This window comes from Chelatococcus sp. HY11, from assembly GCF_018398335.1.
Lineage (GTDB): Bacteria > Pseudomonadota > Alphaproteobacteria > Rhizobiales > Beijerinckiaceae > Chelatococcus.
Genome location: NZ_JAHBRX010000002.1, coordinates 957,906 through 973,761 on the forward strand (window position 1 = coordinate 957,906; position 15,856 = coordinate 973,761).

Sequence of the window (15,856 nt, forward strand, 5' to 3'; positions counted from 1 at the left end):
GATTCTATCTTCGCGAAGGCGTGCCACGTCAGTGCGTGCTCTCCTCGGTCCGCACCAACGCAGCGAACCGACGCAGGTGGTAGCTTTCATCGCCCATCTGCATGCCGTTCATGGTGAGGCGCTTGAAATAGTGACTGAGCGGCGTCTCCCACGCCATGCCGATACCGCCGTGCAACTGCACGGCATTCTGGCCGACGAAACGCCCCGCGCGAGCAACCAGAGCCCGCGCGGCCGACGTCACGCGGTCGCGCTCCACCGCCGGCGCGTTCCATGCGTCCGCGGCGAGCAGCGCCATGGAGAGCGACTGCTCGGTCTGGCTGTACATATCGACCAGCCGATGTTGGATAACCTGGAAGTTGCCGATGGACGTTCCGAATTGCTGGCGGGTTCCGACATAGTCGCGCGTCAGGTCGCACATATGCCGCATGATCGCCGCCGCCTCGCAGGAGAGGTAGATCCGCGCCCGGCAGATTGCCGTGTCGATCGCGGCGCGGCCCTGATCCGGGGCCACCACCATAGCGCCGCCGTCGAGTTCCACGTTCGCCAGATTGAGGTCGGCGCCGCGTTGTCCGTCATTGGTGACGTAGCCCTTGACCTCGACACCGGCGCCCTTGGGATCCACTGCGAAGACCGCGAGATCGCCGTCCAGCAACGCCGATACCAACAAACAGTCGGCCCGGTCGCCCCAGGCGATGGACGCCTTGGCCCCATCCAAGACGAACCCGGTGCCCTCGCGACGCGCCGACGTCCTGACGTGGCCTGCGTCGAACCGAGAATCCGCCTCGAAATGAGCGACAGTGAAGACGCGGCCTGACACGATATCCTCGGCCAGTGATCGGCGGAGCTCGGTCGCCACGCAAGCCTCAATCACGGAAGCCGCCATGACGGCAGTTTCCAGATAGGGCGTCGCCACGAGGTTGCGGCCAAGCTGTTCGGCGACGATGGCGATCTCGGTCCCGCCTCCACCGATTCCGCCGTCGTCGGCGGCGACGGGGACAGCGGGCAGACCGATCTCCACGAAACCGGCCCAGCGTTCATCCGTATGTGCCGCGCCGGCCAGGGCGGTGCGATCTTCCATCGCGTGCTCACGTGCCAAATAGCGCTCGAGCGTCTCGCGCAGCAGGCGCTGCTCATCCGTCAGCGTGATGTCGACCATCAGAGACCCGCCATGTTCTTGGCCGTGATCTGGCGCTGGATCTCACTCGATCCACCGTAGATCGACGCCTTGCGCCAGTTGAAGTAGTGCGACGCCGAACTGGTCATCCAGCGGGTGTCGGCGTTACGGTCACATCGGGCGTCAAGGCCGTGATGCCACGCCATGCCCCGCGGACCGGCCGCCAGCATGAAGAGTTCGCTCAGCTCCTGCTGGATGTCCGTGCCGCGCACCTTGAGCATGGGGATCGCCGCGTCTGTCGCGACGCTGCGCTTGCCGCCAGCATCCTCCGCCAGAAAGCGCAGCATGGTCGCCTCGAGCGCCATCAGCTCGATCTCGACCCAAGCCAGGCGCGCCGTAAAATCAGGATCATCGCGCAACGATGCGCCGCCCCGTCCGGCGTCACCGGCGACGTCCTTCAACCGCGCGAGCTGCTGTTTGGAGCGACCCGTCTCAGGCGTGCCGAAGCGCTCGTATTCGAGCATGAATTTCGCGTAGCTCCAGCCCCTGCCCTCCTCGCCGACCAGGTTCTCAATCGGCACCTTGACGTTGTCGAAGAACACCTCGTTGACCTCGTGCGTGCCCTCGATCGTGATGATGGGACGCACCGACACGCCCGGCGCATTCATGTCCACGATCAGGACGCTGATCCCCTCCTGCTTGCGGCCGGAATTGTCGGTCCGCGCCAGGCAAAACATGAGGTTCGCGTGCTGGGCCTGCGTGGTCCATGTCTTCTGGCCATTGAGCCTGAAGTGGTCACCGTGTCGCTCCGCGCGCGTACGCAACGACGCAAGATCCGAGCCGGCATTCGGCTCCGAAAAGCCCTGGCACCACCAGTCCTCGCTCATCAGGATGCGCGGGAGGTAATGGGCCTTCTGCGCGGCATTGCCGAAATGGATGATGACCGGGGCGATAAGCGAGACGCCGCAGGGATTGACGCGCGGGGCGCATTCCGATGCCAGCGCTTCTTCGCAGATGAAGCGGCGTAGCGCGCCCCACCCTGTACCGCCGTGCTCAACCGGCCAATGTGGCGCGGCCCAGCCGCGTGCGCCGATCGTGCGCTCCCAGCCGACATGCTCCTCCTTGGTGAGGGGGAGGTTATCCCGGACCTTGCAAGCGACCGCGGGATCAATGTTGTCGCGCACGAAGGAAGCCACTTCATCACGGAAGGCCTCGTCCTCTGCCGAGTAGCGCAAATTCATTGTCTGTCTCGCTCGTTCCTGCTCGAGATCACGCCGCAACCGCGCGGTCGCGCTCCGCGAAGCTGCTGCCGGCGCGCGCCAGCCTCACCAACAGCTCTGCGGGTCGCCAGCGCTCGCCATAGCGGCGGTGATAATCGTCAATGGTCGCGAGCAGCGCGGGCAGACCCACCGTATCGGCGTATTTCATGGGTCCCCCCCGCCATGCCGGGAAACCGTATCCAGCCGTATAGATGACGTCGATGTCGCTCGCGCGCAGTGCAACACCTTCCTCGAGGATCTTTGCCGCCTCGTTGATCATTCCGTAGAGGCAACGGCGAACGATTTCGTCGGCGCCATTGTCCCGCCGCGCGATCGACAACCGCGCCGCCTCAGCGGCGACCAAAGGCTCCAACCCAGGATTAGGTAGCGGCGTGCGATTCCCCTTCTCGTAGCGGTAGAAGCCGACGCCGTTCTTCTGTCCGTAACTCCCTGTATCAAACAGCGCCTTGATGAGCATGGGCGAGTTCCCGGGCCAGTTCCCCTCGGCGATGCGACGCTTTTCCACGTCCCAGCGCACATCCAGACCCGCCATGTCCAGCATAGCCAGCACGCCCATGGCGAGGCCGAAATCGGTGAGCGCGGTGTCGACCTCAGTCGGCGTCGCGCCTTCGAGCACCAGTTCCTGCGCTTCACGCAGGTAGGGATCGACCATCCGGTTGCCGACGAACCCGTCGCATATGCCGACCACGACGCCGACCTTGCTCATGCGCCGGCATAACCCCTGGCTCGTCGCCAGGACGTCGTCGGCCGTCCTCGATGCGCGCACGATCTCGACGAGCCGCATGATGTTCGCCGGGCTGAAGAAATGAAGACCGATGACGTCCTGGGGACGGCTGGTCACCGCGGCGATCTGGTCGATGTCGAGCGTCGAGGTATTGGTCGCCAGAATGGCGCCCGCGCGTACATGGCGGTCGAGTTCTCTGAACACCGACTGCTTGACATCCATGCGTTCAAAGACCGCCTCGATGACAAGATCGACCTTGGCTATGTCGGAGTAGCCGGAGACGGGCGATAGCAGGGAGATGCGGCGCTCGGCTTGCGCCTGGCTCAGACGACCCTTTGCCACGGATCCGGCATAGAAGGAGCGAATGCGATCCACCCGTTTGTCGAGCGAGGCCTGCGAGGCATCGAGGAGGCAAACAGGTATGTCGGCATCAAGCAAGCTCATCGCGATGCCGGTACCCATCGTGCCCGAACCGATCACGGCAGCGCGCTCGACCTTGCGTTGGGGCGTGTCTTTGGCGAGACCCGGAATCTTCCATACGCGGCGCTCGGACAGGAAATGATGAATGAGCCCGGACGCCGCCTCCGAGCCCGCGCATTCCTTGAAAAAATCCCACTCGCGCGCCAAAGCCTCGCTGAACGGGGCCGTCGTCGCCAGCTTCACGGCATCGACGATCCGCCGCGGACCAAGCAGATGCGGCTTGCGCGCGGCAGCAGCATAGGCCTTCTCGAAAACCGCGTCCGGAACATCCACCAGTCGCTCGTTACGGCGGCTCACGGCACGCGCCGGCTCGTCGGCCCGCGTACGCGCGAAGGCCTTCGCGTATGCCAGCAGGTCGCCGTCGGCGATCGCATCGACCACGCCCAGTGCTCGGGCGGCGTTGGCATCGATGACAGCGCCCTCCATCATCAGCTCCATCGCCTTTTCGACCCCCGCAAGGCGTGGGAGCCGCTGCGTGCCGCCGGCCCCCGGCATGATGCCGAGCTTGGCTTCGGGAAGCCCGAACCGGGTCCCCTCGAGGGCCACCCTGTAGTGGCAAGCCAGCGCCAGCTCCATGCCGCCGCCCAGCGCCAGACCATGGACTGCCGCCACGACGGGACGCGGAAAATTCTCGATGGCGTTGAAGACGTCATTAGCGTCCGGCTTGCCTACCGCCTCATAGAAATTCGATGAACCAAGCCCCCGCTCGATCTCGTTGACGTCGGCCCCGGCGGAAAACACTCCATTCTCACCGATGATGACGACCGCATCGACGTCAGCGTCGCCAGCCGCGGCAATCGCCGCGGCCAGTGCCGCGCGCATTGGCTGGTTCACCGCGTTGATCGGGGCCTGGTTCAGCGTGATAACGCCTATGCCGTCCTCGACGGTCAATCGAGCAGGTTTCAACGTGTTCTCCTTGCGAAAGGTCCGCGTCGGATGTCGCGGAAGCGATCCCCCGCGCCTTTGGACCCAGAAAATATCTAGTGTCCCGTCGATGGGACCTGCTCGAGCGACTTGAGAAAACTCTCGCGTATCTTTGGCTTCACAAGCTTGCCCAACGCATTGCGCGGAAAGTCCTTCCAAAGAACAATACTGCTGAGACGCTGATGCTTCCCCAGCCGGGCATTGGCCCATTCGAGCAGGTCGCGCGCGCTGACGGCAGATCCGGTCCGCAGCTTCACCAGCCCCACCGGCGTCTCACCCCACTTCCGGTGCGGCGCGCCCACGACGACCAGCTCGACCACATCCTGGTGCTCCCCGAGCACCGCCTCGATATCAGCCGGATAGATATTCAACCCGCCAGTGATGATCATGTCCTTCCGGCGATCCATCACGTATATGAACCCATCCTTGTCGCGACGCCCGATGTCGCCCGACTTGAGGAACACTCGGCCGGACCCATCCCGCCAGATAAGGCCGCGCGTCTCCTCGGGGCGGTTGAAGTAGCCGCCCATCGTGAACGGTCCGAGGCCGACAATTTCACCGACCTCGCCGGCGGCAAGTTCACGCCCCTCCGCATCGATGATGCGGATTTCGCATCCGAGGATCGGCCGCCCCACCGAACCGGGTTTCATGAAATGCTCGCTCGGCTTGGCGAGCGTACCGAAGCCTTCGGTCAGCCCGTAAAGCTCGAACAGGTTGGGCGTGATGCGAGCGAGCGTCTGTGTTTTCGTGTAGCCCTGCAACTTAGAGCCGAGGGTCAGAAGCCCTCGTATACTACTGAGGTCTGCCTCAGCCAGCGAAGGCTCTTCCAGTATCATGTTCAGCTGCGTGGGAACCAGCATCGTGTGCGTCACACGATAGCGCTCGACCAAGGCGATGATCTCGGACGGACCGCAGCGCGCCGGAGCGACGATAGTCCCACCTGTGATGACCGTCGACATCATATTGATCCAGGTGCCCGAGGCCGACAGCGGAGTGGCAAGCAGGGCCACGGTGCGGCTGTCGATATTCATGTCGAGACCGCACAGGATACCCAGCGCCTGCAGCGACTGATGCGAGCGGATGATGCCTTTTGGGATGCCGGTGGTCCCGGAACTGTACCAGAGGCAGGCCATGTCCGCGAGCTGGTGCCACCGCTCCGGGCGATCGTCGATGGCGCCGAAGAGGAGGTCGTCCAGGGCTCTCCAGCCCGGCGCGGTGAAATCGAAAGCGATCCAGCGATCCGGCTGCACGCTGGGCAGTGTCGCTCGCAGATCCTCGATTTGATCGCGATAGTCACGCCCAGCGAAGAAGAACGTCGCAGCCGCGTCCTTCAGCAGGAGTGCCATCTGGTCACTCGACAGGAACGCGCTGACCGGCACGAAACAGCCGCCAGCCTTGTGCGTGGCGAAGATGAGTTCGATGAGGAGATGCCCGTTCGGCGCCAGCGCCGCAACCCGATCACCGGCACGCAGGCCGGCTGCCCGCAAAGCATTCGCCATGCGATTGGTTTGCTGGTCGAAATCCCGCCACGTCATGACTGTGCCGTTCGCGATGATCGCCGGCTTGTCCGCGAAGCTCGCTGCGTGCGTAGAGATCAGATCTGAAATGTTCAGGAAATTCGATTCAAGCATCGATGGCTCCGAGCATCATCGACAACGACCGTGACCGATCAACTGACGAAGAACGGCTTGCAGTTCAAAAGGCCTCTGCATGGAGGAAAGATCAATCTGGGTCGATATGTTATCGATAACATACCCATCTCGCATTACAATCCCTTTTGTCCAAGAGGCGTACGCGACATCGCCTTCAGATGTGGAACGACCGAAGCGCTCCGGCTCCTAGGCGCTCTGTCGACGCACGATCTCGAACCCGCGATCGATGATCCGCGGCCCATCATAGGTGCCCCCGATCTTCTGCAGCAGGACTTCCGCGCAGACCCTGCCGAGTTCGCGCCGTGGCGTCCGCACTGTCGTCAAGGCCGGTACGGTCTCTCCCGCGATTTCCACGTCGCCGAAACCGGTGATCGCAATGTCCTGGGGGACGCGCAGTCCCCTGCGCTGCGCCTCCATGAGCGCGCCAACCGCCAGCGTATCCGAGCCAAAGACGATGGCATCGGTGTCTGGGTGCCGCTCGAGCAGCTTGTCGAGAATGACGGCCCCTTCGTGAATGGCGAAGGAGCCGCCCTGCGTCCGGCTATCCTGACATTCGTATCCGGCTTCGGTCAGCGCTTTTTTCCAGCCGCGCCGCCTCTCCATCGACCGATCGTTGTTCTCTGAATCGACGAAACCAAATCCGATCTTGCGATACCCCCAATCCATCAGCGAGCGCGTCATTTCGTAGACAGCACGCTGGTTGGAGAAGCCAACCACGATGTCGAGCGGCTTGGTGGTCTTGCACCAGGTCTCGATAATCGGAACACCGGAGCGCTTGCACATTTCCTTGGTGCGCTCGGTATGGCGGCTTCCCGTGAGAATAACGCCCGCCGGCCGCCAGCCAAGAAATTCCGACAGAATTTCTTCCTCGTATTTGTGATCGTAGGAAGAGCAACCGACCATCGTCGTGTAGCCCTTGGCGATGAGGGTCGCCGTCATCTCCTCGATGAAATCCGAGAAGACAGAGTTGGCAAGGCTTGGCACGGAGACCGCCACCATCCGGCTCTGACGGGAGGACAGGCTGCCCGCGACGAAGTTTGGAACGAACCCGAGTTCGTCGATGGCCTTGTGAATGCGCTCCAGCGTGTTCGGTGAAACCTTGTTGGGTGTCCGCAGGGCGCGCGAAACTGTCATCGCGGTCACACCAGCGCGCGCGGCGATCTCCAGCATCCGCACCGAGCCTTTTGGCACGACCTCGGCAACCGCTGGGAGAACGGCACTTATCTTGCTGGTTCTAGGCGCAGCCATTGCGAACTTTCCTTGGGCCGGGAGCAACATGCGCCCCAGAACAGACAGTCGTGTGTAGGCCATTGATTTGTACTCGACCAGCCATTGGCGGCAGGTTGTCCCCGCCCCTTGCGGCGAGCCTACGTCCTGAACGATTAGCTCATGCCGCCACCGCCCTGAAGTCCTCGCCACCGATCATAACCCGCTCCTCAGCAATCCATCCGCACATTTGACCATTCTGGCAGTAGCTGCGCAGGATGGAAGCGAGCCGGGGCAGGACAGCCCCCCGCGCCTCGACGCTTGCAGCCATCGATGCGTAGTCCGCGAACCAGATTTCAAGCAGGTAATCGAAACCCGCACGGTCATTGGAACGCGGCTCCCGCAGCTTGCCGTTGGCCGGGGTATCGAGGCCGAAATTCTGCACCGCGCGGCTTATCCCTGCCGCCGGCTCCCGCAAAAGCGCCTTCGCGACTTGGCGGCCCAGAAGGCCGGCATTCCCCGCATGCTCCAGCGACATTGCAAGCACGACCTTATGTGCTCCTGAACCGGCAACACGGTCGATGCAGAATTCTTCCCTGTAGAACCGGATGGCGCAGTTCGGCAGGTCGAGGAATCTCCGCTCGTCATCCACCAGGTCCTGCGTTGCCGCGGCGCCATCCGCGCTGGAGCGGGTCTCAAGAACCGCGTCCTCGCCATCAAACCAGAGCTGGCATATGCCCTCGTAGGGCGCAAGTGCCGGGGCGACGAGGCGCGCCAGCGGTTCTGCAAGCGGCGTTGCGACGAGATGATTCTGAACGTAGCGCCTCATGCCGAGACGCGCTGTCCGGCCGCTCAACGCATAGGGACCATGCTGCTCGCGCCAGTAATTGCTGAACTCGTTAAGCGAGCGGTCAGGACGCTTGCGCATGCAGAAGTTCAACTTGAGCATTCATTCCTCCGTGGACCGGCGCAACTCGCCAGATCGGCTAGGCAAGCTGAAGTCTGACCTCAATATTGCCGCGTGTCGCGTGCGAGAATGGGCACATCTGATGAGCCTTTTCGACGATCTCCATCGCCTTCCCGCGATCGACGTCGGGCATGTCCACGGTTAGCGTGGCAGCCAGCGCAAATCCCTGGTCCTCCGCCTTTCCGATGGTCACCTCAGCGCTCACCGAGCAGGCCACAAGCTTCACAGCTGATTGCAGGCTCACGAAACGTACCGCGCTCTCAAAACAGGCCGAATAAGCGGCGGCAAAGAGCTGTTCGGGATTGGTCCCGGGAGCGCCATCGCCCCCCAACGCCTTGGGTCTCGTCAAGGCCAGGTCGAGAATTCCGTCGTTTGAGCGCACATGGCCCGCCCGCCCACCAACAGCCTGCGCCTTGGCCGTATAAAGCGGTGTCACTATTGCTCGCATCGAATGCCTCCCTCGTGGCGCTTCAGGCCGAGACGAGATCATGGATCGGGATGCCACGCGGATAGGCGTCCGTACGCTCCTTGGAAACGCGGAAGTTGAGCTGCGCGCCGTCAGTCTTGGCGATCATGATCGTGAAATGCGATTGCTCGTGGAGCGAGCGGACTTTGCAGCCCTCCAGCAAATGGCCCATATAGGCTTGACCCTCATGGCAGACTGTCAGATGGACGTGAATGTTGGGCTCACCCTCGCGATAGACGATGCCCGAGGCCCCCTCGGAATCATAGGTGTCGCAGTTCCAGCCGAGGGTTCCGACGCCGCTGCACTCCATCAGGCCCTGAAGCTCGATCACGCCGGGCTGCGCCTCGACCGCCCCCTTGGTGAGCGGCATGCTCAGCCGTGCGGAACGCAGCCCGCCCACGATATTAAGGACGAGGCCAGTCTTGATATCGTGTTCTTTCGCCACGGCCATGATCTCGTTGTAGAGATCGCCATCGGGATCGAGCTGCGCCACGATGATGTCGGTGATCCGGGCATGTGCGGTTCGCGCTACCATGAGCTTGTCTTCTCTTTTAGTTGCGGAAATCTGTATTGGGATGGCACGACTACCATGCCGACGATATCAGCTAGATGTTATCGATAACAATCGCGACTTGTCAACGCTGTACACGCCGATCTTCGCACGATCTGGAGTGTCGCGATCAGCATGCTTGCTCGGTCCAGCCAAGCGCCTTGCGGCGGCGAAGCCAAGGATCATTGGCCTTTCCGCCGGTTCATGGGCGACCTCCCAGATCCACGGCGCCGGCTGTCGGGCGAGCCAAGTGTGAGAGGAACGTTCAGCCACGACGGGCGACCGTGTCCCGAAAATCCCTGTTCGCCGATGCGGCGGCGTTCAGCAGTAGGGTCGTGTCGGCCGAGTAGAAGAAGAGGCTGCATCCTGCATCGATCCACCGGCTCGCCTCGGGTGGTGAGTAAATGCCGATACCGGCCGCCACGCCCTTGCGCCGGGCGGCGTCCACGATGCGAGCAGTCGCCTCGAGCACGCCCGGCGCCTCCACCTGTCCGGGCGTGCCGAGAGAGGACGCAAGGTCGGCGCGACCGACAATCAGGGCATCGAGCCCGGGATCACAGCTCACGATCGCATCGATCTGATCCACGCCGGCGCGGTCTTCGATCTGGCCTACGATAAGAAGATCGTCATTCTGGCGGATGCAATGCGCGAGGAACTCCGAACGCAGGCCACCATAATGGGCTGCGCGCGTGAGCGTGCATGTTCCACGCTCACCTTTCGGAGCGTAGTTGACAGACTTGACCGCCTTGCGAACGTCATCTTCAGACTGCACGAACGGGATCACGATGCCCGCCGCGCCAAGTTCAAGGACTTCCAGGATCGACTTGTCGGCATTCTCGCGGATACGCACGAGTGCCGCCATGCCCCGCAATTCGGCCGCCCGGATCATGTTGACGACGTCGCTCCAGTTCTTCGGCGAATGCTCGAGGTCGATGATGACGAAGTCAAATCCCGCATAGCCCATGATCTCCACGATGTCGGGACTCGCCATGAAGGCGAAGGTCCCGAACACTGGCTCGCCACGCCGCAGCTTTGCCTTGAGGTTGTCTTTCATCCTATTCCCCCTTTCCTGCACCGCCCATGAACGGGCGCCGTGGCGTTATCGATAACATCGCACGATACAAGTTTCGCTGTTGGGCTCCGCGCGGGTCGCTGATTTGGGAGCGGGCCGCTGACTTTGGACACCGTCCTAGAGAGCCCTGGCCACCTCGTGGCCCTCGTAGATCGCCTCGATCGCCGAGCGCGGCGCGAGACAGTCGCCGACCGAATGATGGGAGACCGATGCGTCCCCGAACCATGTGCGATGCTCGTCGCGCGCCACATTGTTATCGACGACGATGAGGTGATCGAACGTGCCGCACACTTCGATCCTGCCCGAGATGGGATCGGCGATCAGCAGTTCCCCTGCGTCGAAGGATACCGGCTTGCGCATCGGATGCATTCGTACCGCATGCTCGCGGAATCGGTGCATGAGCCCGTAGAGGCTGTAGGGGACGATGCCCCAGCCTGGGGCGCCGCCCGCCGTGATGAGCGCCATCTCGCGGCCCGATGCCATCAATTGCTCCGCGACAGCCATCATTGTGTAGCCGCCGGTCGTGTCGAACACCGCCACGCGCTGGCCGACGGCATCGAGATCGTTCGCGAATTCGTCGACCGAGAGCACTCCGGCGGCCCCCGCCAGCGGCTTTGCCCGCACGCCCGACCCGGTAGCGAAGACGATGTCGTCAGCACCGTGATCACGTATCGATTCTGCCGTGGCGCGACGATCAAGATTGATATCGACGCCTGTGCGTTCGCACCGCGCGACGAGGCTGTCCACGAGGCGCTTGTGGTCGCTGCGTCGGGCAAAGCGTGCCGCCATCGCGAGTTGGCCGCCGAGCCGTGCTCCTGCTTCCCACAAACTCACCTTGTGCCCCCGCGCTGCGGCCACATGCGCGGCCTCCAGTCCAGCCGGGCCGCCCCCCACGACGAGAACCGACTTCCGGCGCTTCGCCGGCTGGCTCGCCGGCGCGGGCCAGGTGGCTTCCTTGCCGACGGTCGGATTGGACATGCAGGTGATCGGCAGCGCCGTCCAGTTGCGCCCAAGGCACCCCTGATTGCACGCGGTGCACGGCACGATCTCGTCCTCCCTGCCCTCGCGCGACTTGCGCACGATCTCGGGATCGGCGAGGAGGGCCCGGCCCATGCCAACCATGTCGGCATGGCCATTCGCGATCATCGCCTCCGCCTGCGCGACTTCACGGAAGCGCGCGACCGTCAGCACGGGTATGGCGAGCCCCCGATCGCGCAGCGCCGCGGTCGCCTTGATAGTCAGTTCGCGGAAGTAATCGTCGGGGAAGCTCATGTCGGGCGCGAGCGTCGCGACCGACCGTGAGCCATGATAGGCTGACTGGCTGAGGTGCACGAAATCGACCTTCAGCTGCTCGACGAACTTCAGCAGGATCGGTATCGAGATCTCAGGCGTGAGCCCGCCGTCGATGTATTCATGCAGCGAGTATCGGAAGCCGATGGGGTAATCGGGACCCATCTCCTCGCGCACAGCGCCGATGAGCTCCAGCGTGAACCGCATCCGGTTCTCCTCGCTGCCGCCGTAGCTATCGGTGCGGAAATTGGAGGCAGGTGAAAGGAACTGCTGCAGCAGATGACCATGGCCGACATGCAGTTCGACTCCGTCTATGCCAGCCTCGCGCAGCATGCGGACGACCTTTATCTGGTCGTCGATGACTGAACGTATCTCGGCATGGGTCATCTCGTGCGGCACTGCTCCAGTCCCTGACCACGGAACCGGCGATGCACCCCAGGCGGGCGTGCGCGAACAGTTGCCGTCACCCTGGCGCCCCACGTGAACGATCTGGGCAAACAGCCGCGCGCCATGGCGATGAACCGCATCGGCGCACATCCTGTACGCATCGGCGCAATCATCGAGGAAGCCGGCGAGTTGCGGGGGCCGCGCGAGAGCCGAGCGGCTTGGCCGGATCCCCTCCATGAAAATCGAGCCAATGCCGCCTCGCGCTCGCGCCTCGTAGTATTCGGCAAGCTGTTTGCTTGGCAGGTTCTGATCGCCCATGTTGGTCGTCAGCGCCGGAATGAAGAGCCTGTTGGGGACCTCGCAGGTTCCCAGCATCATCGGCTCGAACACACGCTTGTAACGGCTCACGGCCTGACTCCAGTCCATGGTGAAAACGGTGCCGCGGCGCCATCCCGCATCGGGATGTAGCCTTCAGGATAGATAGGCCTCATTGATCCTCCTGTCGGTCGCAAGCACGTCGGCGTCGCCTTCCGCTATCTTGCGTCCGCTGTCGAGCACATAGGCACGGCTGGAAATGCGCAGTGCCGCCTTGGCGTTCTGCTCCACAAGCAGGATCGTAGTCCCGTCGCTGTTAAGTTCCTGGATGAGCTCGAATACGCGCGCCACCATCAGCGGCGCGAGCCCCATGCTCGGCTCATCAAGCAGCATCAGGCGCGGCCGCGCCAGCAGCGCGCGTGCCAGCGCCAGCATCTGCTGCTCGCCGCCGCTCATGCTTTGGGCCATGACATCCCGTCGCTCATGCAGCACCGGGAAGCGGTCGTAAATGCCGCCCATCTCGGACCGCCAGCCGCTGCTTCTTGTGTAGGCCCCCATCTCGAGGTTTTCCGCGACGGTCAATGTTCCGATCGTCCCCCGCCCTTCGGGCACCAGGATCATGCCACCCCGCACGATACGATGCGGCGGTTCGCCGGCGATGTCCTTGCCATTGAAGCGAACCGTGCCGGTCGAGGGCAGCAATCCGCACAACGCCAGCAACGTGCTCGACTTTCCGGCCCCATTGGATCCGATCAGCGAGACGATCTCGCCCTCCTTCACGTCGAAGGACACGCTCTGGACAGCCTTTATCATACCGTAGCTGACGCACAGGTTCTCGACCTCAAGCATGCTCATCGGCGGCCCCCAGATAGGCTTCGATCACCTTCGTATCCTGGCGGACATCGAGAGGAACGCCGTCGGCGATGACATTGCCGAAGTTGAGCACCACCACCTTGTCAGAGATGCTCATGATAAAGCCCGCCTTGTGTTCGATGACGATCATCGCCAGCGCGCGCTCACGCAGAGACTGAATGAGCTCCTTCACATCGTTCGTTTCTCGCGGGGTCATGCCGGCGGTCGGCTCGTCGAGGAGCAACAGGCGCGGATTGCTCACGAGCGCGCGGGCGATCTCGACCCTGCGCTGAATTCCATAGGACAACACGCCGCCCTCGCGGTCAGCATATTGGGCAAGGCGCATCGCCCCGATGATGTCGCTCGTCCGGTCCCGCGCCTCCTCCTCCATTCGCCGCGCCGACGGAAAGCGCAGCAACGTGGCTGCCAGCCCGAACTGGAGACTTGCATGGCAGCCGGTCAGCACGTTGTCGAACACCGACATCCCTTGAAACATGCGAATGTTCTGGAACGTGCGGCTTACCCGGCCTTCGGCAGCGATGCGGTGAGCGGACCAGTCGGTGACGTCCTCGCCAGCGATGAGAATGTGTCCAGAAGTCGGCTTCGACAGTGCGCTTATAACGTTGAGCAATGTCGTCTTGCCTGCCCCATTGGGCCCGATAAGGCCGACGACCTTGCCCTGAGGAACCGTGAAGGACACATCGGATAAGGCGCGAATACCACCGAAGTGCTTGCTCACGCTCGCAACTTCGAGTTCGGAAGCTGACACCGCGGCGCTTTCGGTGTCGAAGTCGAGTGCCGCGCTCATCGCCCGAGCTCCACGGTGGCGCCCCGGTTCCAGCCAAAACGCCGGGCAAGGACGGCCAGCGGATCAATCAGCCCGTTCGGCAGATAAACCACGATCACCACCAGGAGCGTACCGATGATGATCTCACGGTACTCGGCAAAACCCGCCAGCCAGTCCGGCATGGTGGTGACGACAAGCGCTCCGAGAACGGGGCCGAACGGGGTCGAAATGCCACCAAGCAGCGTATTCACCAGCGCCATCGTGAGTTGAACGAAACCGAACTCGAAGGGAACGACGACGCGGTTCACATGCGCCCACAGCCCGCCCGCGAGCGCTGCCACCGCGGTACTGATCAGGAAGGCCTTGAGTCTGTAGGCCTCCACATCGATGCCCATGGCGCGTGCGGCCGAGACGTCGGTGCGGATGGCGTCCCAGGCGCGACCGGTGCGTGACTTCTGAAGGGTCCACGCGATATAGAGGAGCACCGCGAGCACGATAATGACATGCCATGCCCGGACGGTGGCCGGCACACCCAGCAAGCCGGACGGTCCATTGGTCAAACCGTCGAGATTCATGGCCATGGCCTGGACGATCGCCGCGAAACTGAGCGTCGCGATGGCCAGATAATGCCCACGCAGTTTGAGCACGGGATAGACGAGAATGGCGCCGAGCACGAGCGCGAGCACGATACCGGCGGTGATGCCCACCGGCGACGGCAGCCCGAAGCGCGTGCTGAGGATTCCGGCCGTATAGGCCCCTATCGCCATGAAGCCGATAGCCGAAAGATTGAAGATGCCCGCGCGCAACGAGAAGTAAATGCTGAGCGCCGTGACAGCATTGATGAGCGCGGTGACGATCGCGTGATTGTAAACGATCAGCCAGTAGGAGATCTCGTCCAGGCTCATGGCCGCGCCTCCTCGTCGCGCCCGAACATCCCGTTCGGCCTCAGGATGAGGAAGCAGAAGAGTAATCCGAAGATCACCACGTCCCTGAACGCACCGATCCCGATCATGATGCTGAAAACCTCGGATAGGCCGATGAGCATGCTCGCCACGACAACGCCGGCGACGCTGCCGAAGCCGCCGATGACGATCGCCGCGAAGCCTTTGAGAACGTAAGGCTCACCCATCAGGAAATGGACCGAGTTGAACATCAGCCCGAGCAGTACACCGGCCAGCCCCCCGAGCCCGCCGGAAATGAAGAATGTCCAGCGGGCAACGCCGGCAGTCGGAATGCCCAGCATGCGGGCAATACGCTCGCTGAACGCCATGGTGCGTATGGCCTTGCCGAGCTTGGTCCTGTTGAGAAGGACGTAGGAGCCGATCAATACGCACAATGTAGTCGCCAGCACGAGCAGTTGGATGAAGGTCACGCGCAGGTCACCGAAAACCCATTGCGTGGTGGGCAGGCTGTTGGAAGGAAATCTCTCGACCTGTGCGCCCGAAAGCTTCTGCGTTACTGACAGCAGCACCATCGATGCGCCGATGCTCGCTACCAATGTCGACATGGGAGAGCCACCGCGGGAACGCAGCGGCCTGAAAATGATCGTTTCCAACAGCATGTTGACTAACCCGCCAACAACGACCGCAAGCAGTAACGCAAGAACGAACGGGACCGCATAGAGCTTCATCGCATAGAAGGAGACAAATGCACTCAGTGCGAAAATCGCTCCCTGTGCGACGTTGAGGATATTGAGCGCGCCGAGCACCATGTTGAAGCCGAGTGCGAAGAGGGCATATACGGAGCCCGCTACGATCCCGTTGAGAAGTTGCTGAAGCAGCATCTGTCAC

General features: G+C 62.7%; 14 protein-coding genes. All 14 read right to left on the reverse strand.

What is annotated here, in order from left to right; genetic code table 11:
• Positions 1–28: 28 nt before the first annotated feature.
• Positions 29–1,156: an acyl-CoA dehydrogenase family protein gene (locus KIO74_RS25265; RefSeq protein WP_213337773.1), complete on the reverse strand. Its 1,128-nt coding sequence runs from the start codon at positions 1,154–1,156 to the stop codon at positions 29–31.
• Positions 1,156–2,355, reverse strand: a complete 1,200-nt coding sequence (locus KIO74_RS25270; RefSeq protein ID WP_213337774.1) for an acyl-CoA dehydrogenase family protein — start codon at positions 2,353–2,355, stop codon at positions 1,156–1,158. The genes KIO74_RS25265 and KIO74_RS25270 overlap by 1 nt, the downstream gene beginning before the upstream one ends.
• A gap of 28 nt (positions 2,356–2,383) precedes the next feature.
• Positions 2,384–4,504, reverse strand: coding sequence for a 3-hydroxyacyl-CoA dehydrogenase NAD-binding domain-containing protein (locus tag KIO74_RS25275; protein ID WP_213337776.1), 2,121 nt, complete (start codon positions 4,502–4,504; stop codon positions 2,384–2,386).
• Positions 4,505–4,578: 74 nt separating this feature from the next.
• Positions 4,579–6,153: a class I adenylate-forming enzyme family protein gene (locus KIO74_RS25280; RefSeq protein ID WP_213337777.1), complete on the reverse strand. Its 1,575-nt coding sequence runs from the start codon at positions 6,151–6,153 to the stop codon at positions 4,579–4,581.
• Between the two features lie 207 nt (positions 6,154–6,360).
• Entirely contained in the window at positions 6,361–7,422 is a 1,062-nt protein-coding gene (locus KIO74_RS25285; RefSeq protein WP_213337779.1) for a LacI family DNA-binding transcriptional regulator, read from the reverse strand.
• 139 nt (positions 7,423–7,561) lie between these two features.
• Positions 7,562–8,329, reverse strand: coding sequence for an EthD domain-containing protein (locus tag KIO74_RS25290; RefSeq protein WP_213337781.1), 768 nt, complete (start codon positions 8,327–8,329; stop codon positions 7,562–7,564).
• Positions 8,330–8,366: 37 nt separating this feature from the next.
• Positions 8,367–8,783: an organic hydroperoxide resistance protein gene (locus tag KIO74_RS25295; RefSeq protein ID WP_502762135.1), complete on the reverse strand. Its 417-nt coding sequence runs from the start codon at positions 8,781–8,783 to the stop codon at positions 8,367–8,369.
• A gap of 34 nt (positions 8,784–8,817) precedes the next feature.
• Entirely contained in the window at positions 8,818–9,348 is a 531-nt protein-coding gene (locus tag KIO74_RS25300; protein ID WP_213337783.1) for a PPC domain-containing DNA-binding protein, read from the reverse strand.
• A 280-nt stretch (positions 9,349–9,628) separates the two neighbouring features.
• A complete protein-coding gene (locus tag KIO74_RS25305; RefSeq protein WP_213337784.1) occupies positions 9,629–10,417 on the reverse strand; it encodes an HpcH/HpaI aldolase family protein in 789 nt (262 codons plus the stop codon).
• A 135-nt stretch (positions 10,418–10,552) separates the two neighbouring features.
• Positions 10,553–12,520 carry an oxidoreductase gene (locus tag KIO74_RS25310; protein WP_213337785.1) on the reverse strand — a complete coding sequence of 656 codons (1,968 nt, stop codon included), beginning with the start codon at positions 12,518–12,520 and terminating at the stop codon, positions 10,553–10,555.
• Between the two features lie 63 nt (positions 12,521–12,583).
• A complete protein-coding gene (locus KIO74_RS25315; RefSeq protein WP_213337786.1) occupies positions 12,584–13,282 on the reverse strand; it encodes an ABC transporter ATP-binding protein in 699 nt (232 codons plus the stop codon).
• On the reverse strand, positions 13,269–14,087 hold the full coding sequence (locus tag KIO74_RS25320) for an ABC transporter ATP-binding protein (RefSeq protein WP_213337787.1): 819 nt from the start codon (positions 14,085–14,087) through the stop codon (positions 13,269–13,271). The genes KIO74_RS25315 and KIO74_RS25320 overlap by 14 nt, the downstream gene beginning before the upstream one ends.
• Complete coding sequence (locus KIO74_RS25325; RefSeq protein ID WP_213337789.1) at positions 14,084–14,971, reverse strand: branched-chain amino acid ABC transporter permease; 888 nt, start codon at positions 14,969–14,971, stop codon at positions 14,084–14,086. Before KIO74_RS25325 ends, KIO74_RS25320 begins: the two co-directional genes overlap by 4 nt.
• Complete coding sequence (locus tag KIO74_RS25330; protein WP_213337791.1) at positions 14,968–15,849, reverse strand: branched-chain amino acid ABC transporter permease; 882 nt, start codon at positions 15,847–15,849, stop codon at positions 14,968–14,970. Before KIO74_RS25330 ends, KIO74_RS25325 begins: the two co-directional genes overlap by 4 nt.
• Positions 15,850–15,856 lie beyond the last annotated feature (7 nt).

Excerpts from the sequence above, each read along its gene's own strand:
- KIO74_RS25270 (WP_213337774.1), bottom strand. The coding sequence starts at position 2,355 with ATGAATTTGCGCTACTCGGCAGAGGACGAGGCCTTCCGTGATGAAGTG.
- KIO74_RS25285 (WP_213337779.1), bottom strand. The coding sequence starts at position 7,422 with ATGGCTGCGCCTAGAACCAGCAAGATAAGTGCCGTTCTCCCAGCGGTT.
- KIO74_RS25280 (WP_213337777.1), bottom strand. The coding sequence starts at position 6,153 with ATGCTTGAATCGAATTTCCTGAACATTTCAGATCTGATCTCTACGCAC.
- KIO74_RS25325 (WP_213337789.1), bottom strand. The coding sequence starts at position 14,971 with ATGAGCCTGGACGAGATCTCCTACTGGCTGATCGTTTACAATCACGCG.
- KIO74_RS25265 (WP_213337773.1), bottom strand. The coding sequence starts at position 1,156 with ATGGTCGACATCACGCTGACGGATGAGCAGCGCCTGCTGCGCGAGACG.
- KIO74_RS25315 (WP_213337786.1), bottom strand. The coding sequence starts at position 13,282 with ATGAGCATGCTTGAGGTCGAGAACCTGTGCGTCAGCTACGGTATGATA.
- KIO74_RS25290 (WP_213337781.1), bottom strand. The coding sequence starts at position 8,329 with ATGCTCAAGTTGAACTTCTGCATGCGCAAGCGTCCTGACCGCTCGCTT.
- KIO74_RS25305 (WP_213337784.1), bottom strand. The coding sequence starts at position 10,417 with ATGAAAGACAACCTCAAGGCAAAGCTGCGGCGTGGCGAGCCAGTGTTC.
- KIO74_RS25320 (WP_213337787.1), bottom strand. The coding sequence starts at position 14,087 with ATGAGCGCGGCACTCGACTTCGACACCGAAAGCGCCGCGGTGTCAGCT.
- KIO74_RS25330 (WP_213337791.1), bottom strand. The coding sequence starts at position 15,849 with ATGCTGCTTCAGCAACTTCTCAACGGGATCGTAGCGGGCTCCGTATAT.
- KIO74_RS25300 (WP_213337783.1), bottom strand. The coding sequence starts at position 9,348 with ATGGTAGCGCGAACCGCACATGCCCGGATCACCGACATCATCGTGGCG.